This window comes from Glutamicibacter sp. 363 (assembly GCF_052379505.1).
Lineage (GTDB): Bacteria > Actinomycetota > Actinomycetes > Actinomycetales > Micrococcaceae > Glutamicibacter.
This window is the reverse complement of the sequence record NZ_JBQSYR010000004.1, coordinates 61838-81019: the sequence shown is the minus strand read 5'-3', so window position 1 is coordinate 81019 and position 19182 is coordinate 61838. Positions and strand designations below refer to the sequence as shown.

Here is a 19182-nt window from a genome sequence, read left to right as displayed (position 1 = left end):
GGTCCAGTTATGGCACCGGACGGGTGAATCCGCGAGGCAGCAGCGCACGCACACTTTTCCTTGGCATGCGATTCCCCGAGGATCTTCCATAGTGTAAATCCGAGTCCAAGAAGCGGACGGTCAGCCTCAGCGGCGGATTCGTGCGGAGCGCAACTCGTCGATGCGCACCAGCACCACGCCCAGCACGATCAGCAGTCCGCCGAAAAGCTGGATCGTTCCGGGCAGCTCGGAGAGCAAGAGCCACGCCCAGAGCACCGCGAAGAGCACTTCGGTCAAGGAAATGAAGGAAGCTACCTTGGAGCCCAGCGCACGGGCGGCCATCACTCCGGTGGTGTAGGAGAACACCGTGGCTATCAAGATCAATCCCAGCAGGGCAACCCACCACGGAACCTGCATCCCGGCGAAGGAACCACTGCCGAATTCGGCACGCATTGGAAGAATGCCGAATAAGCCCACCAGTGCCAGCGAAAGCGCACCGACGAGCATGCCCCCGGCCGACAGGATAATCGGCGGCAATGCGCCGTCAACGCGGGCGCTGACAAAGAAATACACGGTCAAGCCGACCGCAGCCCCAAGCCCCCACAAAATTCCAATCGGATCCAGCGAAGAGGCTCCGTTCAGGTCCAGCACCGCAACCAAACCGGCGAGAGCGAGCACGGTGCCGCCAATGGTCGCGGCCGAAGGGCGCTTCTTATGGCGCATCCAGAGCACCAGCACAATCAACACCGGTGCCAAGTATTCAAGGAGCAGTGCCACACCCACGTCGAGTCGTTCCACCGCCAGGAAATAGCACAGCTGGCAGGCGCCGACCCCGAAGAACCCGAACAGCAGGATCGAAACCCAGTTGGTGCGCAGCAAGGTCCAGCGTCCGCGCATCGCCAGAAGCGCAGGGACCGCGAGCACCAAGGCGGCGCCGGCCATGCGCACCGCCACCGCGGCCGCCGGGGTCCAACCGGCCTCGAACAGCCCCTTGGCGAACGAGCCGGACAGGCCGAAAGCGGCCGAGGAAGCCAACGCGATCCAGATTCCTGCCAGTTGTCCGTGAGCGCGCGGCGAGCTCAGCGTCGATGCCGTGGAACTTGGTGGCTTTTGGGGCTGTGACATGAGCGGGTAGGCCTTTGCTACGAATGCTCCTGAACGACATGCGGTACAGGAACACGCAGCTGATTCAGGAGCAAAAGATTATATGATCATGACAATACGGATCCGCTTGAACTCGCGTCAATCCACGAACATCCCGGGAATGATTTATGACCTTTGCGCCAGATATTGAAGCGTCGCTGCACACCATCGTGAACCTGCTGAACACCGAGGTCTCGTTCGTCGACTTGCTTTCCACGGTGCCGGATTTGGATCAGTTCCTGCGCACCGAGAACTTCAGCGGCCCCCATGCCCAGGACCAGTCCGAGCTGCGTTCCATCCGCCAGCTGCGTGCCCAGCTCAAAGGCATCTGGACCACCGATGAGGATGACGCGGTGTTCAAAGTCAATCAGATACTGCGCAACGTCAACGCCCAGCCGCAACTCATCAAAAGCGAAAAATGGGGTTACCACCTGCACGCGACCACCACCAGGGCCCCGCTCTACGACCGCATGGCGGTGGACGCAGCCATGGCCTTGGCCGAGGTGATCCGCTCCGGCGGGCGCAAGCGCTTGCGCATCTGCGCCTCCACCGACTGCGGCGCGGCCCTGCTTGACCTGTCTCGCAACCGCTCGAAATTGTATTGCGACACCGGCAACTGCGCCAACCGTGAGCATGTTCGCGCATACCGGGCACGAAAAGCGAAAGACTGACGCCTAAATAAGTCGCGTTATCCATCGCTTCGACCCTAAGATGATTGGATAACAGGAGCATCCTGTCGTTGCAGTCGAAAGGCCAGATCATGACCGGTGAAGCACACGCATCCGAAGAATATGAGGCACGCCTTGAAGCCAGCGCGGATTCCCCGCTGAAGGCAGCCGGCCGGTGGGCCGCAGCTATCGCCTCCGCAACGCTCGGCGATGCGGAATTTGAAGCGCGCGGAGCCGAGGTAGTCGTTCATTCCTTGAAAAATGATGCAATTCTGCTGCGCATGCAAACCTCCAACCTTGAAGAAGCCGAACGCTTGATCGTTCAGATTCGCAAGGATCTGGAGGAGTTGAGCACCGCTGAGTTCGTTGAAGAGTGGGGCCAAGGAAATACGGGAGGCGGAAAGCACCTCTCGGAATAGGGCCGGCGCCTAGCGCTCGACCAGCACACCGTCCGCGTCGGCGTACACCATGGCGCCGGGGCGGATGGTGACCGCGTCAATTTCGAGGTTCAGATCGCTGAATCCGCCGCCGCGTTTCACGGTTTTGCGTGGGTTGCTCCCCAACGCCTTGATGCCAAGGTCCAACTTTGCCAGCTCAACGCGGTCGCGCACCGCGCCGTTGATGATGACTCCGGCCCAGCCGTTATCCACCGCCGCCTGGGCGATCATGTCTCCCATAAGGGCGAAGCGCAGCGATCCGCCGCCGTCTACGACCAGCACCTGGCCTTCGCCGGGGGTATTCAACGTGGATTTGATCAGCACATTGTCTTCAAAGCATTTGATCGTTTTTGCAGGACCCGAAAAGCTTTCGCGGGCGCCGAACGACTGAAACTGCAGTGAAATCGACTGGATCTGCTCTTCAAATTCGTCGTAGAGATCCGCGGTGCTGATCGCTTCTTGCTGCATGGTTGCTCCTGGTCGATGAGGGCTAGAGTCTGGTACAACTCACAGCCTAACTCGCCGCAGAATTATTTCGACTTCAGTGTCTCGCGATATGAATCGGTGTGCAGCGCCCCCAAGCGGGAATGCTTGCGGCCGTAGCTGAGGTACACGATAAAACCGACGATCATCCATATGCCAAAAACCGCCCAGGTGTTCGTGCCGAGATTGAACATCAGGAACAAGCACGCGGCGATTCCGAGGATCGGGGTCACCGGGTAGAACGGCACCTTGAAGGTACGTGGCGCGTCCGGCTGGGTCCGCCGCAGGAAGATGACCGCGACCCCTACCAACGCGAACGCGAAGAGGGTTCCGATGCTCGTGGCTTCGGCCAGCTCGCCCAACGGGATCAGCGAGGCGGTAATTGCCACCGCGCTGCCGACGATGAGCGTACCGATCACCGGGGTGTGGGTCCTCGGGGACACCTTGGCGAAGGCCTTCGGCACCAGCCCGTCGCGTCCCATGGTCAGCAGGATGCGAGTCTGCCCGTACAGCGTGGTCAGCACCACCGAGATGATCGCGATCACCGAGGCCAGGGCGAAGAGCAGCACCAGCCAGCGTTGCCCGGTCACCTCGGAAACGATCATCACCAGTGCTGCTTGGGCACCTTCAAACCACTGCCAGTTGCGTGCGCCTACCGCGGCCACCGCCACCAATACGTACACGGTGGTCACCAGAACCATGGAGATGATGATTGAGCGCGGCATATCGCGTTGCGGGTTCTTTGCCTCTTCGCCTGCGGTGGATGCGGCATCAAAGCCGATGTAGGAGAAGAACACCATCGAGGCGGCGGCGCTCACTCCGGCTGCACCCATAGGCAATAGCGGGGCGAAGTTCCCCGCGTCGAAGGCGGTGAACGCGACGATGGAGAAGAACACCAGGATCGCGATCTTGACTATCACCATGGCGGTGTTGGCCAGGGCCGATTCGCGGGCGCCCCGCGCCAAGAGCAGGGTGGCCAGGACCACCGTGATCAGTGCAGGCAGGTTGATGACGCCGCCGTCTACCGGACCGCTGGCCAGCGAAGCTGGCAGCTGCATGCCGAAGATCTCCAGCGTCTGGTTCACATAGGAACCAGCGCCCACGGCCACGGCGGCCGCGGATACCGCGTACTCAAGGATCAGGCACCAACCGCAGATCCATGCCACCCCCTCGCCCATGGTGGCGTAGGAATAGGAATAGCTGGAACCGGAGACCGGGACCATGCCGGCCATTTCCGCGTAGGACACCGCCGAAAGCAGCGCGGTCACGCCAGCGAGCACGAACGCGATCCAGATGGCCGGACCGGCAACGGGTACCGAATCGCCAAGGATCACCAGGATGCCGGTGCCCAGCGTGGCGCCGACGGAGATCATGGTCAGCTGCAGCACCCCGAAGCTGCGCTTGAGCTGCCCGAGACCGGCGTTATTTGCGGCCTCGGTTGTCATGGAGTGGATTGATTTACGTCGAATCAGCTGCTCGCCCAGTGGGGTGCGGCTACTTCTCGACGTCTGCTTCGTGTTATTCACGTGTCAATCCTTGAAAATGGCGTTCTTTTTCGGTGCGGTGCGCTGACCGCCAAGCTAACGACAACGCGCTGGGTCCGCCTTCACGGCGGGCCCAGCGCGTTGTCGACGCGATGTTTAGTCTTCGAACTTTTTCTTCGGGTCGGCCGAGGACCGGTTCACACCGGTGCCCTTACCCAGCTCAGAATCGTTTTCCTTGCCTGCCATGGTGAGCACCGAGATGATCAGCAAACTGGCGACAAAGGCCACCCCGAAGCAGACCAGCCCGATGTCAAAACGAATCGGGTTTTGCGAGCCTCCGGTCGAGGAGATCATGCCGACCACTCCGGCAACGACAGCCAGCAACAGCGAGAAGCTCAGCGGGCCTTTAATTGAATGGCTCCACGGTTGCTTCTTCTGCGAGTTGTTTCCCACCAGGAACTCCGTTTCTACTTTTCCTGTTGACCTAAAAAGTATTAGTTGTTTTCGGTTTCGGTCGCCGCCGCCGCCTTGGCGTCATGGCGATGGCCGAACGCGGCGATCAGTTCAAAGACCGCGAAAATTATGGTGCCGCCACCGATCAGGCCGAACATGCCGTGAGCATCCAGCGACGTGCCGAAGAGCAGGGCAATGGCCAGGATCATCGAAACCGCGGCGGTGACCAGCTGGTTGCGGAACGGCGGGAACTGCGCGCGCATTTTGACAAAGACGTAAAGCTCAACCGCACCGGTGACGAAGAATGCGAAGGCCGCGAGATAGGCCACCCACATGGGGGTGGTGGCGAACAGGCAGGCAATGCCTGCCAGCAGCATGAGCCCGGCACCTAGCGCGTAGGCTCCTCGGGACTTCTCCGGAGCGGTCGGCACGGTGACGTACTGCCACATGAAAACACCGGTCACCACCAGCAGCGCGCCGGTCGCATAGGACAGCACGGTCTGATCCGCGTTGATCCAGAATATCGAGATGAGCGAGTAGACCAGGGCGCCGAGTCCGCGCAGGAATACCGGGCGGAAGACGTCTTGGGCTTGGGCTGGGGTGGTTTTTGGTGCTGGCACACCCCCATTCTACCGGCGATAGAACAAAGAATCAGCCGAGTCAAAGCTAAGTCACATTTACCGGTGCGCCGGAGAGCTAGCCGCGACGGCGGATCAGGCTCTCATTGAGCTCGGCAATCGTTGCCGCGCCCATCAATTGCATGGCAACTTCTACTTCCTTGGCCAGCAATTCGATGGCGCGGCTCACGCCTTCTTCCCCGCCGGCCATCAGCCCGTAGAGATATGCGCGGCCGATCAAGACGAAGTCCGCCCCGGCGCATAGGGCCGCAACGATATCCGAACCGGACATGATGCCCGAGTCCATGATGATCTCCATACCCTCTCCGACCTCGGCACGGACTTCGCTCAACGCTTCGAAGGCGATCGGCGCCCGGTCCAGCTGGCGTCCTCCGTGGTTTGAGACCACCAGCCCGTCGGCGCCTGCGGCCTTGGCCTTCGCCGCATCTTCCGCGGTGAGCACGCCCTTGACGAAAAGTTTCCCCTTCCACAATTCGCGGATCCATTTAAGATCTTCGAAGTCCAGCGAAGGGTCGAACATGGAGTTGATGATGCTGGGCAGATCCGCGGAAGAATCCGAGAGGGAAGCGAATTTCAGCGAATCGGTAGTCAGGAAGTTGAACCACCACTCCGGGCGGTAGGAAGCATCGAGGACGGTCTTCAAGGTCAGCTCCGGCGGAATCTTCATGCCGTTGCGGGTATCCCGGTGGCGTTGGCCCGCCACGGGAGTGTCAACGGTGACCAGGAGGGTGTCGAAACCCGCCGCCTGGGCCCGGTTGACCAGGGCCGCGGACTTTTCGCGGTCCTTCCACAGGTAAAGCTGGAACCACTTGCGCCCCTCGGGTGCGGCCTGGGCGACCTCCTCGATGGAGCGGGTGCCCATGGTGGAGAGGCTGAAGGGAATGCCCGCCCGCGCGGCGGCACGGGAGCCGCCGATTTCTCCTTCGGACTGCATGAACCGGGTGAACCCGGTGGGCGCAATGCCGAAGGGCAGCGCGGATGGTGCTCCGGCGATCCGCGTGGACAGGTCCGCTGCTGCGGTTCCGTGCAGGATACGCGGCAGCAGTTCGACCGAGTCGAAGACGTTGCGGGCGCGGGTTGCGGTAATTTCATTTCCGGCGGCGCCGTCCACGTAGTCGAAGGCCGCGGTGGGGGTGCGCCGTTTGGCAATGCGGCGCAGGTCCCACAGGTCCGCCGCCTGGGCCAGCCGCGCGGCCCGGCGATCGGTGGATGGCAGTTTGAACTTCATCAGATTGACCAGTTCGCCGAAATCCGGGAATTGACGCTTGAGGTTACCCAAAATTGATCCTTTGCTTCTCGTGCAATTGAATAGCGGTTATCTAGTAGCGGATGCGGCTCTTCGCCTGGGCTCCGAGGTAGATGGCGATCGCCGAGCTCAGGCAGCATAAGGCGAGGAACCCTGCCGGCAGGCTGACCGAGCCGTTGCCGAGCTCCAAAAGCGCGGCGGCGATCAGTGGCGAGAGTCCCGCCACGATGGCGCCATTCATTTCGCGGGCAATCGCGATGCCGCTGAAGCGCACTGATACCGGGAACAGTTCGGTCAGGAAGGCTCCCTGCGCCCCGGAAGTGCAGGGAATGACCATCCCGTAGCCCAAGGCGATGGCCAGGAAGCCGAAGATGAATTGGTCGGTGGCCAGCATCCAGAAGATCGGGAAGGCCAGCAGCAGCCCGGCGATGTTTCCGGCCGCGAGGATGCGGGCCGCGCCGTACCGGTCAGCCAGCCAGCCGCCCACCGGGGTGAGCACTACCGAGACGAGCGAGCCGAGCGTCACCGCAAGCAGTGCCTGGCTGCGCGCCATGCCGGAGCCAACCATCAGGCTGATGGAGAACACCGCCAGGATGTAGTTCGTGGCGTTATGCCCGGTAATTGCGAAGAAGCCCAGCACAACCCGGCGCCAGTGGGATTCGAAGACCTCGCGCAGCGGCAGCTTAGTTGCTCCCGCCAGCTGCTGGGCTTTGCTCATGGCCTGCGTGTACTCGGGAGTTTCTTCCAACTTGTTGCGGATGTAGAGGGCCACCAGGAAGAGCAAGGCGGAAACGAGGAACGGAATACGCCAGGCCCAGCTAAGCAGCGCTTCGTCCCCGAGCAGGGAAACCGAGAAGAAGCAGATGGTCGCCAAGGCGATGCCCAGCGGCGGGGTGGAGAGAATCAGCGAGGTGTACAGGCCGCGTTTTTTCGGCTCGACATATTCGGCCACGAGGGTCATTGCTCCGGTGAGTTCCGCACCGGCGCCGAAGCCCTGAATCAGTCGGAAGAGCACAAGCAGGCCGATGGACCATGCGCCCCAGGTTTGCGCGGTGGGCAGCAAACCTATGCCGACCGTGGCGATGCCCATCAGTATGACCGAGAGCAGCATTGCCGGGCGGCGCCCGAATCTATCCCCGAGATGCCCAATGACCGCCCCGCCCACCGGGCGGGCCACGAATCCCACGGCAAAGGTCGCAAATGCGGCGATGGAGGCCGCCGAGCTTCCGGCTCCGGAGAAGAACAGCGGGCCGATCACCACGCTGGCCGCCGCCCCATAGAGCGCGTAGTCGTACCACTCAATGGCGGTGCCGATCAGGGAGGCCGAAATAGCCCGGCGGCGCTGCACGCGGAGCGGGTCGGAACCCAGTGTCGTTGTCTTTTCCATCGGTTCGTTCTCCTCCGCACGGATGCGAAAATTCCTTGTTGGCTCGTGGCAAGCCAACGTAAGATACCTGAAATATATTTCAGCCAAGACTAGACTGTTCCATGATTCCGGGAAAGTCTCGCGCCAAAAGTTACGCGCGATTCCTAAGGGTATAAGCAGAGAAATGAGGATCCATGGCTAGTTCACTCTCCGAGCGGCTCACGCTGGAGCTGCGCGAACGGATCGCTACCGGCCTGCTCGCCCCGGGCACCATGGTGATCGAACCGGCGCTGGCCGAGGAATTCCAGGTGTCCAAAACTCCCGTCCGTGAATCCCTGCGCCAGCTGACCAGCGAAGGCCTGCTGCAGCTACTGCCGAAAAAGGGCTACCTGGTACGGGCGATCAGCATGGAGGACATCCATGAAGTCCTGGAACTGCGCATCCTGCTCGAACCACGGGCGGCACGGAATGTCGCGCGCTTTCATTCGGCGCAAACCCTCGCCGAGCTGCGCGGGCACCTCGCCGAACAGGAACACCTGGCCGAGGCGGATCCCATTGCCTCGATGCTCGCCGCCCGCCGCTTCCACGAGGATCTCTCGGCGGCCAATCGCAATTCGCGGATCACCGCCACGTTGACCAAGTGCTTCGCCGAGACCGCCAGGGCGCACTATGTCCTGCCGGCCATGCAGCCCTATATGTCCCAGTCCGCCGAGCTCGCCGAGCACCGAGCCATTTTGGCGGCCATTAGCGCGGCAGATGCACAAGCTGCGGAGCACGCGATGCGCACGCATCTGCAGTCCATCCACCGGGCCATGCTCGGACAGCATCAAGACCCGGACTCGCTATGGGGCTAGCCGGTCGCTGTGGCCCTCACTGCCCTAGGCGCATCCACGCATCACCGCGGGCTCGCAGCCCCAGGGTGATGGCACGCGCCAGCATGTAGCCGATGGCGAAGGCCACCCAGATCCACAAGATCGCCGCCTGCGGGCCAATCGCGAAGTGCTGCACCGCCCACAGCATGGGCAGATAGGCGAGCAGGTTGATGGTTCCGGCAATGCCCAGGTACTTCGCATCCCCGGCGCCGATCAGCACGCCGTCCAGGACAAAGACCAATCCGCACAGGGGCTGGGAGAGCGCCAAGATCCACAACCCGATGGTGGTCAGCTGGTGGACCTCGGTGTCCGGAGTGAACATCATCGGGAACACCCATGAGGTGGCCAGCAGCAATAGTCCGGTGCATATTCCAAAGTAAATCCCCCACCGGCTCATGATCCCGGTGAGCTGGCGAACCTGGGATGCGTCTCCTGCGCCGAGCTCCTTGCCAATGAGCGCTTGGGCGGCAATGGCCAGTGCGTCCAGGGCAAAGGCCAGGAAGGAGAAGATGGTGAAGACCAGCTGGTGAGCGGCCAGCGTCAGCTCTCCTGCGTTAGTTGCCACCACCACCGTCAGCAGCAATGCCACGCGCATGGTCAGGTTTCGCAGCATCAGCCAGGAACCCACCTGGCCGGTGGAAATGAATCCCGCCCAGCTTGGACGCAGGCGGATCTCAGCGGCCCGGATGCGCGGCACGAGCATCCGCAAATACACCAGCGCCATCAGCCACTGCGCGATCGAGGTGCCCAAGGCGGCACCGGCCACGGACATCTGCAGCCCGTAGACCAAGGCGAAGTTCAGTACGATATTCAGCCCGAATCCCGCGGTAGCGACCACCAGCGGCGTTTTGGTGTCTTGCATTCCGCGCAGCACGCCGGTTGCCGCGAGGACCAGCAGCATGGCGGTGAGACCGGGCATCGAATACAGAATATAGTCCACCGCAAACTCGAGGGTCTGGCCTTCGCCGCCCAGCAGCCGCACCAGCGGTTCGGCACAGATGAAGCCCGCCACCGATAAGACGATGCCCAGAACCACCGCAAACCACATGCCGTCGCGGCCGGCCGCCATGGCACGTGCCTGCTGCCCTGCGCCAAGAGCGCGAGCGACCGCCGGGGTGGTGGCATAGGCAAGGAAGATCATCAGGCCCACCGCGGTATGCAGCACTGTGGTGCCCAGGGCCGCGCCAGCCAGCTCCGAAACACCTAGGTGTCCCACGATGGCCGAATCCGCCATCAGGAATAGCGGCTCGGCGATCAACGCCCCCAAGGCGGGAATGGCCAGCACAAGGATCTGCTTGGCTAGCGAGGGGGAGGCTGTCCGGGACTTATCTGCGTTCACGAGTCCTACTCTACGAACTGATCGGCGCTCACGGCGATTCCTCCGTCTGCGCCCCAAGGGTTCACCCCTCGTTTACCTGTGCTTTGCGGAGCAACTAGGCGGTCGCATTCCCGAGCTGAAATACTCCTGCTATGACTTCTTCCCCGAGTGCGGCTCCCGCCGGCCCGCCCCCTGCAGCGCCGGTCCGCGAGGTCTTCGCCGCCTTCCTCAAGCTGGGGCTCACTTCCTTCGGCGGCCCCACCGCGCACCTGGGCTTCTTCCGCGAAGAGTTCGTGGTCAAAAGAAAATGGTTGAGCGAAAGCGCCTACGCGGACCTCGTGGCGCTCTGCCAGTTCCTGCCCGGGCCCGCTTCCAGCCAGGTCGGCATGGCGCTGGGCTTGCAGCGCTCGGGCACCTGGGGACTGCTCGCCGCGTGGGCCGCGTTCACCCTGCCCTCGGCGATCCTGCTGGTGCTATTCGCCCTGGCGGCCAATAGCCTGGATTCGCTGATCGGGGACGGATGGATCACCGGGCTCAAGGCGGCGACCGTCGCGGTGGTGGCGCACGCGGTGCTGGGGATGGCCAAGACGCTGGCTCCGGACGCACCGCGCGCAACGCTGGCGGTGGCAGCGATGGGAGTCGTGCTGCTGTTCCCTTCCCCTTTCATCCAGGTCGCGGTGATCCTCGCCGCGGGGCTGCTCGGCCTGCTCTGGATGCGGAACGGGGCCGAAGATTCGCAGCACAGCGATTTCAGCTTCGCCCGCCACTCGCGGCGCAGCGCGGTCATCTGCCTAGCCGTCTTTGCCCTGCTGCTGATCGGCTTGCCGGTGGCCGCCGCGGTTTTCGACCACCCGGCGCTGCAGCTGACCGAGATCTTCTACAGCACCGGCGCGCTAGTCTTCGGCGGGGGCCACGTGGTGCTGCCCATGCTCGAAACCCAAACGGTGGGCGCCGGGCTCGTGGAGCATGACGCATTCCTCGCTGGCTACGCAGCAGCCCAAGCCGTGCCGGGACCGCTTTTCACCTTCGCCGCGTATCTGGGAATGGTCTTCCAAACAGGACCGAGCGGGGTACTCGGAGCGGGCATCGCCTTGTTTGCGATCTTCCTGCCCTCGGCCCTGCTGGTCGCCGGCGCACTCCCGTTCTGGCAGCGCCTGCGCAGCTCGCGCACGGCCCGGCGGGCCTTGTCCGGGATCAACGCCGCGGTGGTGGGGCTGCTGGCCGCCGCGCTCTACTCCCCGGTGTTCTTGCAGGGCGCTTCCACCGTGCCCACGCTGGTGCTCGCGGCGGCCGGATTCCTGGCCCTGCACTCCTGGAGAATCCCGCCGTGGATGCTGGTGATTTCCAGCGCCGTGATCGGTTGGGCTCTGCTCTGACCCTGTGCAGCAACGGCTAAGCCGGTTAGGCTGGGACACCCCTGCGCCCTGGACCGGAAGTAGAACTATGGAACTGATCGATTGGCAGTGCGCCGCCTGCGCCGTTGAATTCGAGCCGGCGGCTGAGCCGCCGGATTTCTGCCCCATTTGCGTCGACGAACGCCAGTACGTACCGGATGGAATCCAACGCTGGACTCACCGCGCCGAGCTCTTGGCAGCCGGGCATCAGATCCAAATCCATGATCTGGAACCCGGGCTGACCTCGTTCAGTTCCCCGGATATCGGCATCGGGCAAAGCGCCCTGCTCGTGCAAACCGAGAACGGAAACCTGCTCTTCGAGGTGCCGGGGCTGCTCGACCAGCGGACCTTCGAAGCGATCGGCGAGCGCGGCGGCGTGCAGGGGATCGTGGCCAGCCACCCGCACATGTATGGCGTGCAGACCGCTTACAGCAGCGCCTTCGGAAACGCGCCCATCTACATCGCGGCTCCCGACCAGAACTGGGTCCAACGCGCTAGCCCGAATGCGAAGGTCTGGTCCGAGCCCTTCGAACCGATTCCCGGGATCCGGCTCGAGCAGATCGGCGGGCACTTCCCCGGGAGCACCGTGGCCCTGTGGGCCGCGGGAGCCGCGGGCCTCGGGGTGCTGCTGGCCGGGGACGGGGTCTTTCCGGTGGCGGATGGAAATGTCACCTTCCTGCGCAGCTATCCCAACCGGATCCCGCTCTCCGGGCCGGTGGTGCGCCGCATCGCCACCCAGCTGGCCGCTCTGGAATTCGAACGGCTCTACAACAACTTCGCCAGCGTCGTGCCCGCGCGGGCCGGGGAGATCGTCGCGTTCTCCGCCGCACGCTACGCTGCCTGGGCCAGCGGCAGCAACGATTCGATGACCTGAGCTACAGCAGCAGGCGCACCAGCGGGGTGGCGATCAAGATGGTCAGCGCGACGCGGATGAACCAGATGATGACCATGTCGCGCAGGCGCAGCGGAATGCTGGTGGCCAGCAGGCAGGGCACCAGCGCGGAGAAGAAGATGATCGCCGAGACGCAGACGATCGCGACCACCATGCGCAGCTCGATGGACTCATGCCCGGCGGCCAGCGTTGCGGGCAGGAACATCTCCGCGATCCCCGTCGCCGAGGCCTTGCCGACCAGCAGCGGATCCTCCAGGCCGACCACCCAGGCGAAAGGCACGAACAGGTAGCCCAGCCAGTCGAAAATCGGGGTGTAGCGGGCCAGCAGCAGCCCGGCGAGCCCGACGGAGAGAATCGAGGGCAGAATGGCCATGGCCATCTTCAGCCCGTCCCAGATGTTCTCCCGCATATTCTTGCCAAAGCTCGGGGCACGGCCCACGGCGGCGAGCGCTTCCTTCCACGCGGTGGCCGCGCGCCGTCCGGAGATCTTCTGCTCCGCCAGGTGCTCGACGCCCAGGTAGGTCTCATCCTTGATTCTGCTCAGCGGCGGAATGCGCACGGTGATCGCGGTGACGGCGAAGGTGACCGCCAGGGCGAGCCAGAAGTACAGGCTCCAATGCTCCATCAGGTCCAGCGCCTTGGCCACGATGATCATGAAGCTGGCGGAGACCGTGGAGAAGCCGGTGGCGATAATGGCCGCCTCGCGCCCGGTATAGCGTCCGCCGCGGTACATCCGGTCGGTAATCAGCAAGCCCAGCGAGTAGCTGCCCACGAAGGAGGCAACCGCATCCACCGCGGAGCGTCCCGGGGTGCGCCACAGCGGGCGCATCACCGGCTGGCAGAAGATCCCTAAGAATTCCATCAGTCCGTAGCCCACCAGTAGCGCCAAGAAGATCGCGCCAATGGGAACGATGAGCCCCACCGGGATGACCAGCTTATTGAGCAGGAACGGGCCCATGCTCTCCTCGGTCAGCCACCCCGGTCCCCCGCCGAAGATCAGCACCGCGCCCACCGCGAGTCCCACCACGTTGGCGAAGGCGAAAACCATGCGCAGCTTCGAGGCCTTCCACCCGCCGTTGCTGAAGGGCAGGATGGTTCCCGCCAGCAGCAGCGCCAGGATGTAGTACGGCACCGCGGGCCCCAGCGAATTGCGGATGAAGGTCACCAGATGGTCAAGGGGAATCGTGCTCGTGCCGTTGAGCGTAATCGGCACAAAGAACATGGCGATGCCGATGAGGCTGAAGACGATGAACTTGGTGACGTGGGAGAACCGCGCGGGTTGCGTAGTCACTGATTCGGATGCCATGGCAGACCTGTTTCTCGTTGGCTGGAGGGAAGCACGCGGCTGCCTCGGGTCAAGTATCAATAACACCCGATTCAGCTTCGAAGATGTGACCCGCAGCTCACCAATTGTCCGAGACCCCAGACTTTGCAGGAAGAACCGGAGACCGCAGAGAAATGGCCCAAGGCGCACCCCGTTGGGTGCACCCTGAGCCATTCAAATTGTGAAGATCTCTAGCGCTTGCGCGCCGCAACCCGTGCCAGGATCTCCTCTTCGGCCTGCGGACCCGGTTTGATGCCGCCGGGAACCTTGACGAAGAACACCGCGCCCAGCACCCACCAGGCACCGAAGATCAGCCACGGTTCCCAGCTCAGTGAGGCGGGCATGCCCGGCATGTAGAGCATGAATAAGGCCGCGGTCAGCAGCACCGAGGCGTAGCCGATGATTTCGCCGCCGCGCCCCTTGCCCGCCACGCGCAGCGGGCGATCCATCTTCGGCTCGCGGCGGCGCAGGATCAGGAAGGTCACCGAAACCAGGAAGTAGGCGACGATGATGCTCGGGGCACCGGAATCCACCAGCCAGCCGAGCATCTCGGCTCCGAAGAACGGCGCGAGCAAGGAGATGCCGCCGATGAACATCAGCGCATTGGCCGGGGTCTGGTACTTCGGGTGCAGCTTGCCGAACCAGGCTGGAAGCATGCCGCCGCGCGCCATCGAGTAGACCAGCCGCGAGGCGCCCAGGAGCAATGAGTTCCACGAGGTCAGGATTCCGGCAAGACCACCAGCGATCAGCACCTTGGCCATGATCTCCGAATTGAATAGCGCGCCGAAGGCATCCGCGGTGGCAATGTCCGCGCCTGCCAGCTGATCCGCAGGCATGGCCGAGGCGGTGGTCAACACGACCATCACGTACCACAGGGTCGCCAGCACCACGGAGATCACCACCAGCTTGCCGATCTGCTTGGCCGGGATCTTCACCTCTTCGGCCGACTGCGGGATCACGTCGAAGCCGATGAAGAGGAACGGCACGGCAACCAGCACCGCGAAGAAGCCGCTCATGCCCGGGGTGAAGAACGGCTCCATATTCTCCGCCGAACCGTTAGTGGCCGAACCGAAGATCATCAGCACGCCGATGGCCAGCAGGAAGAGCACGATGAAGGTCTGCACGATGCCGGCCTGCTTCACGCCACGGATATTGATCCAGGTGACGAGCAGACCGGCGGCCACACCCACCAGCGCCCAGGTGAGGTTCACTTCGAACCCCGCCACGGTCCACAGCGGGATCTGGCCCATGCCGGGGAAAATGTACTCCACGGTCCGCGGGAAGGCGACCGCCTCGAAGGCCACGATGGTCACGTACCCGCCGATGATCCCCCATGAGCCAATGAATGAGGTGCGTGCGCCGAGAGCGCGGAGTATGAAGTTGTGCTCGCCGCCGGCCTTGGGCATGGCCGCGGTGAGTTCGGCATAGGTCAGGCCCACGATGGCCATGATGGCGCCACCGGCGAGCATCGCGCAGATGGCGCCCATGGTGCCGGCGTTATCGAGCCAGCCTCCGGTGAGCACTACCCACCCGAAACCAATCATGGCGCCAAAGCCCAGGGCCAGCGCATCCCAGTTGCCGAGAGTCTTCGCCAAGGTGGTTGTCGATGCCGAGGAGTCGGCGGTATGTCTGCTCATGTTGCACTTCCGTGTTGATGGAACGAAGTAAGGATCGTTAGCCATTGTCCGGCCCATCACAGGCGCGTATCCCACAGCTCACAAAATCAGGGTAACCCCAAACGGTGAACGGTGGATTAAATGCGACAAAAGGTAGTTTGATGCCGCGGATTACTTCTTGTTTCTCAGCGCCAGGGCAAAGATGACGGCAAGCATCTGCAACAGCACCACGCACAGCACCACCGTGGGCCAGCCGTAGTGCATGAAGGGAATGCCGATCAGCCAGCCCAGCAGCGACGAACCCACATAGTAGAAGAGGTTGTAGAGGCTCGCGGCCTGGGCCCGGGTGGCGGGTGCAAGCACCGGCACCCAACCGCTGGCCACCGCATGCGCGGCGAAGAATCCAGCGGTGAAGATCACCATCCCCGCGATGATGACCACCAGGTTCCCGGACAGGGTCAGCAGCAGTCCGGCCATGCTCAGCACAATGCTCAGCAACAGCGCCCCGCGCCGGCCTGCCTTGGCGACCAAACGGCCGCTGGCCACCGCAGACCAGGTCCCGGACAGGTAGGCGATGAAGACCAGGGAAGCCAAGGACACCGGCACCATGAATGGAGGTGCCTCCAACCGGAAAGCCAGGTAGTTGTAGACGGCGACAAAGCCGCCCATCAGCAAGAAGCCCTGCAGGTAGAGCAGCGGCATGCCTCCGCCCAGGGCCCGCTTGAATTTGCCCAGGACGGGGCGCAGGCCGCGCTGCTCGATGGGGGTGAAGCCAAGGGCCGCCGGGGCCTTGAGCAGAAAGAACAGCGTGCCCAGGGCCGCCATGACGCTGACCGCCGCGACACCCCAGCGCCACCCGGCCGGTTCCCCCACCCAGCTGGCCACCAAGCGCCCGGCCAACCCGCCAAGGGTGGTCCCGGAGATGTAGGTGCCGCTGGCCAGGGCGACCGCGCGCGGGGTCAGCTCGTCGGCGAGGTAGGCCAGGGCACTGCCCGGGACGCCTGCCAGCGCAATACCTTCGAGGAAGCGGACAACGAGCAGCGGTTCGAAGCCGCCCATCAGGGAGCTGGCCAAGCCAAGGACCACCGAGGCCAGCAGCGCAATAGCGATGACCCGCCTGCGCCCAATGCGGTCCGAGACAATGGCCCAGGGTGTGACGGCGAGCGCTAGGCCAAGGGTGGCCGCGGAGACCGTCAACGCGGCCTGGGAGGAACTGATGTTCAGCTCTACGGCGATGCTCGGCAGCAGGCCCTGCACCGAGTACAGCTGGGAGAAGGTGGCAACACCGCTGGCAAACAGGGCCAGCAGCATGCCGCGGTAGGGAACCGAATGCGGTTCGTGCCCGGTGAAGCTCAACCTAGACGCCGGTCGGAAGCAGCGGGTAGACCAAGTAGAGCATGAGCAGAGCCATGGCGTTGTTGATGAAATGCAGCAGGTAGGCGTAAGCCAGCGACTTGCCCGAAAGGATGTAGGCCAAGGACATCAGAATACCGAGCATCAGGTACGGCAGGACCTGGACGATCGAGGAGATTCCGCCGCCGTTGAGGAAATGGATTCCAGCGAAAACCAGGGTGGAAATGAGCGCGCAAACCCAGATATTGAGCTTGCGCGAAAGCTTGCCGATCAGCAGGTGGCGGAAGAGGTACTCTTCGACAAAGGGCCCGAAAACCGCGGTGACTACGAACATCACCGGGAGCGGGACGGCGGTGGTCATGCCCTGCAGGGCTTCCTGATTTTCGCTGATCTGCGGTCCGCCAAAGATCGTTGTCACGATGGCGGAGAAGATGATCGTCAGCAGCCAACCACCGGGAAGCATCAGCCATTTGGCCCACGGGTAGTACTTCATGGTTTTAAAGGAGTCGAAGAAGTGCGCTCCGCACTGGACCATCGCCAGGATGAAGAAGCTGGTGTAGAGAATCAGGTTGATTCCGAAGAGGGCTTGCTCTTCGGTTTCGAAGGCCGTGAAGTAGCCCGGGATCAGCCCAATGAGTGCCGCTCCGCCGAAGACGAAGAACACGATGTAGGAACCCACCGTCCACCAGTCACCGCGGGTCATCGCTCCGGGGTCGAATACCCGTTGCTTGCGGCGTGGCAGGAAATACTGCTGTGGGTAGGGCGGGGGCTGCTGCATGTTCCTAGCCTATCCAGTGAGCGCACCGCCCCTTGCATTCACGGCCTGGGTTCGCCGTTGATTCCTATGAAAAGCGACTCAATCTACCCGCAAACGCCACCGGCCGGCCACACCAAACTTTGGTGTGGCCGGCCGGCGTAATTCGAGGAGTTACTTCGCTGCCTCGGCGGTCACCAGATCGGAGAAGATCTTCGAGTAGCTCACCCCGGCAATGGCCGCGCCGATCAGCGGGGCCACGATGAACAGCCAAACCTGGCCCAGGGCTTCCGGCCCGGCAAACCAGGCAACACCCAAGGACCGAGCCGGGTTGACCGAGGTATTGGTGATCGGGATGGAGATCAGGTGAATCAGGGTCAGCGACAGGCCGATGGAAACCCCGGCGAAACCTGCCGGCGCACGCCGGTCGGTTGATCCGAGAATCACGTACAGGAAGATCGCGGTCAGCACGATTTCGGCAACCAGCGCGGAGACCAGCGAGTAGCCGTCCGGCGAGCGGTCGGCATAGCCGTTTGAGGCAAACCCCGACTCGGCGGCGTTGAATCCGTCTTTTCCGGAGGCAATGGCCAAAAGCACGGCGCCGGCCACCGAAGCGGCGATGACCTGGGTGATCATGTATGCAGGAACCGCCTTCCACTCCACCCGCTTGGCCAGTGCAGCGCCCAGAGTGACCGCTGGGTTGAAGTGCCCACCGGAAATATGGCCCACCGCGTAGACCATGACCAGCACGGTCAGTCCGAAGGCAAGGGCAACACCGAGGAAGCCGATTCCCATATTGATGGTGTCCCCGTCGAGGACCTGGGCGGCGAAGATCGCCGAACCGCATCCGCCGAAGACCAGAACGAAGGTGCCCAGGAACTCTGCGGTCAACCGCGAGCCCATGGTGGGTGATGATGGCTGTGACATGTTTGTCTCTTTCTAGGAGGAATTACCGCTAGATAGCCACAGTCTATGCTTTGGTTTGCGCAAATTATAGAAACAATTGGCAAAAAATCGACGAATCGTTCTGGTGCACCAGCAGAATTCGGAAATACGGGGGCGCGGCCCCTTGGCCTGGGCGCAACAGTTACGGAGGACGGTGCCAAGAGGAAATGCTATGAACCGGTCAAAAAGCGCGCACATCGTTATGAGGAATGGCTGCGAGGGCTTAGCCCTTGTCGTCCATATTTCCTCGGTATAGGTTGATAACCCACGTTCCTCTTCGCTGCGAAGGCAACCACATGTCATTTCAGGCCTATCTCGATACGATTGAAACCAAGACAGGGCTCACCCCACGGCAGCTGTTAGCACAGGCAACTGATCATGGATTCGGTTCCGCCACCAAAGCGACTCCAATAATCAAGTGGCTCAAGGAAGAACATGGTTTGGGGCGTGGCCATGCCATGGCTATTGTTCATGTGATCACCAAAGGTACGCAGATCAGCGATAAGCATGTTGTTAGCGGCACAGTCCACGCAGATGCCAGTAATACTTTGTGGCTAGATGGCAAAGCTACAAATCCTAACGCCACTTAATGAACTCATTCTCTTCAAAGCCCCGGAGCACGCCGGTAGGGCTCGAAGGGCTTGGTGGCGTCGGTGATGATAGTCGTGGTCGTGATGATGGTTGTCATGACCATGGTTTCTGTCGTGGTGCTGGTGATGGTCGCGCTGGCCGCGTCCGGGCGAGAGAGACGCTTTCACCTTCCCGCGTCTACTAGCCGCAATATCTCGGTGGCTTTACGCGGGCGGCGTCCGGTGCG

General features: G+C 62.7%; 19 protein-coding genes. 6 read left to right on the top strand and 13 right to left on the bottom strand.

Annotation, left to right across the window (positions count from 1 at the left end):
- Window positions 1–126: 126 nt before the first annotated feature.
- Window positions 127–1104, bottom strand: a complete 978-nt coding sequence (locus ACT3UA_RS03750; protein WP_444615587.1) for an EamA family transporter — start codon at window positions 1102–1104, stop codon at window positions 127–129.
- Between the two features lie 146 nt (window positions 1105–1250).
- On the opposite strand from ACT3UA_RS03750, the gene ACT3UA_RS03745 reads away from it, so the two are divergent.
- Together ACT3UA_RS03745 and ACT3UA_RS03740 are read left to right on the top strand one after the other, a co-directional pair.
- Entirely contained in the window at window positions 1251–1793 is a 543-nt protein-coding gene (locus tag ACT3UA_RS03745) for a CGNR zinc finger domain-containing protein (protein ID WP_096286173.1), read from the top strand.
- Window positions 1794–1882: 89 nt separating this feature from the next.
- Window positions 1883–2209, top strand: coding sequence for a hypothetical protein (locus ACT3UA_RS03740; RefSeq protein WP_105552695.1), 327 nt, complete (start codon window positions 1883–1885; stop codon window positions 2207–2209).
- A 9-nt stretch (window positions 2210–2218) separates the two neighbouring features.
- On the opposite strand, the gene rraA is transcribed toward ACT3UA_RS03740, so the two are convergent.
- The 6 genes from rraA to ACT3UA_RS03710 form a co-directional block, all read right to left on the bottom strand.
- On the bottom strand, window positions 2219–2695 hold the full coding sequence (gene rraA / locus ACT3UA_RS03735; protein ID WP_444615586.1) for a ribonuclease E activity regulator RraA: 477 nt from the start codon (window positions 2693–2695) through the stop codon (window positions 2219–2221).
- A 62-nt stretch (window positions 2696–2757) separates the two neighbouring features.
- Entirely contained in the window at window positions 2758–4155 is a 1398-nt protein-coding gene (locus ACT3UA_RS03730; protein WP_096286167.1) for an amino acid permease, read from the bottom strand.
- Between the two features lie 195 nt (window positions 4156–4350).
- Window positions 4351–4647, bottom strand: coding sequence for a hypothetical protein (locus ACT3UA_RS03725; RefSeq protein ID WP_255248434.1), 297 nt, complete (start codon window positions 4645–4647; stop codon window positions 4351–4353).
- Between the two features lie 41 nt (window positions 4648–4688).
- The gene (locus ACT3UA_RS03720; protein WP_444615585.1) at window positions 4689–5267 is read right to left on the bottom strand and encodes a DUF308 domain-containing protein; all 579 of its coding nucleotides are present in this window, start codon (window positions 5265–5267) and stop codon (window positions 4689–4691) included.
- Window positions 5268–5343: 76 nt separating this feature from the next.
- Window positions 5344–6564, bottom strand: a complete 1221-nt coding sequence (locus ACT3UA_RS03715) for an alpha-hydroxy acid oxidase (RefSeq protein WP_444615584.1) — start codon at window positions 6562–6564, stop codon at window positions 5344–5346.
- A gap of 40 nt (window positions 6565–6604) precedes the next feature.
- On the bottom strand, window positions 6605–7918 hold the full coding sequence (locus ACT3UA_RS03710; RefSeq protein ID WP_444615583.1) for an MFS transporter: 1314 nt from the start codon (window positions 7916–7918) through the stop codon (window positions 6605–6607).
- Window positions 7919–8091: 173 nt separating this feature from the next.
- On the opposite strand from ACT3UA_RS03710, the gene ACT3UA_RS03705 reads away from it, so the two are divergent.
- Window positions 8092–8751, top strand: coding sequence for a GntR family transcriptional regulator (locus ACT3UA_RS03705; RefSeq protein WP_444615582.1), 660 nt, complete (start codon window positions 8092–8094; stop codon window positions 8749–8751).
- A gap of 16 nt (window positions 8752–8767) precedes the next feature.
- Here ACT3UA_RS03705 and ACT3UA_RS03700 read toward each other — a convergent pair whose 3' ends face one another.
- Window positions 8768–10108: an MATE family efflux transporter gene (locus tag ACT3UA_RS03700; RefSeq protein WP_444615581.1), complete on the bottom strand. Its 1341-nt coding sequence runs from the start codon at window positions 10106–10108 to the stop codon at window positions 8768–8770.
- Window positions 10109–10239: 131 nt separating this feature from the next.
- Here ACT3UA_RS03700 and chrA point away from each other — a divergent pair, with 131 nt between their 5' ends.
- Window positions 10240–11463, top strand: coding sequence for a chromate efflux transporter (gene chrA / locus ACT3UA_RS03695; protein WP_444615580.1), 1224 nt, complete (start codon window positions 10240–10242; stop codon window positions 11461–11463).
- A 67-nt stretch (window positions 11464–11530) separates the two neighbouring features.
- Complete coding sequence (locus ACT3UA_RS03690) at window positions 11531–12355, top strand: hydrolase (protein WP_096286155.1); 825 nt, start codon at window positions 11531–11533, stop codon at window positions 12353–12355.
- A 1-nt stretch (window position 12356) separates the two neighbouring features.
- Here the strand turns inward: ACT3UA_RS03690 and ACT3UA_RS03685 are convergent, their stop codons facing one another.
- The 5 genes from ACT3UA_RS03685 to aqpZ all read right to left on the bottom strand — a co-directional run bounded on the left by ACT3UA_RS03685 (window position 12357) and on the right by aqpZ (window position 18347).
- The gene (locus tag ACT3UA_RS03685) at window positions 12357–13679 is read right to left on the bottom strand and encodes a YjiH family protein (RefSeq protein ID WP_444615579.1); all 1323 of its coding nucleotides are present in this window, start codon (window positions 13677–13679) and stop codon (window positions 12357–12359) included.
- Window positions 13680–13888: 209 nt separating this feature from the next.
- Window positions 13889–15334, bottom strand: coding sequence for an APC family permease (locus ACT3UA_RS03680; RefSeq protein WP_444615578.1), 1446 nt, complete (start codon window positions 15332–15334; stop codon window positions 13889–13891).
- A 150-nt stretch (window positions 15335–15484) separates the two neighbouring features.
- Window positions 15485–16669: an MFS transporter gene (locus ACT3UA_RS03675; RefSeq protein ID WP_444615577.1), complete on the bottom strand. Its 1185-nt coding sequence runs from the start codon at window positions 16667–16669 to the stop codon at window positions 15485–15487.
- 1 nt (window position 16670) lies between these two features.
- The gene (locus ACT3UA_RS03670) at window positions 16671–17444 is read right to left on the bottom strand and encodes a CPBP family intramembrane glutamic endopeptidase (protein ID WP_096286147.1); all 774 of its coding nucleotides are present in this window, start codon (window positions 17442–17444) and stop codon (window positions 16671–16673) included.
- 150 nt (window positions 17445–17594) lie between these two features.
- Complete coding sequence (gene aqpZ, locus ACT3UA_RS03665; RefSeq protein WP_096286145.1) at window positions 17595–18347, bottom strand: aquaporin Z; 753 nt, start codon at window positions 18345–18347, stop codon at window positions 17595–17597.
- Window positions 18348–18661: 314 nt separating this feature from the next.
- Between aqpZ and ACT3UA_RS03660 the strand changes: the two genes are divergently transcribed.
- Window positions 18662–18955, top strand: coding sequence for a DUF4287 domain-containing protein (locus ACT3UA_RS03660; protein WP_096286143.1), 294 nt, complete (start codon window positions 18662–18664; stop codon window positions 18953–18955).
- Window positions 18956–19182: the final 227 nt, after the last annotated feature.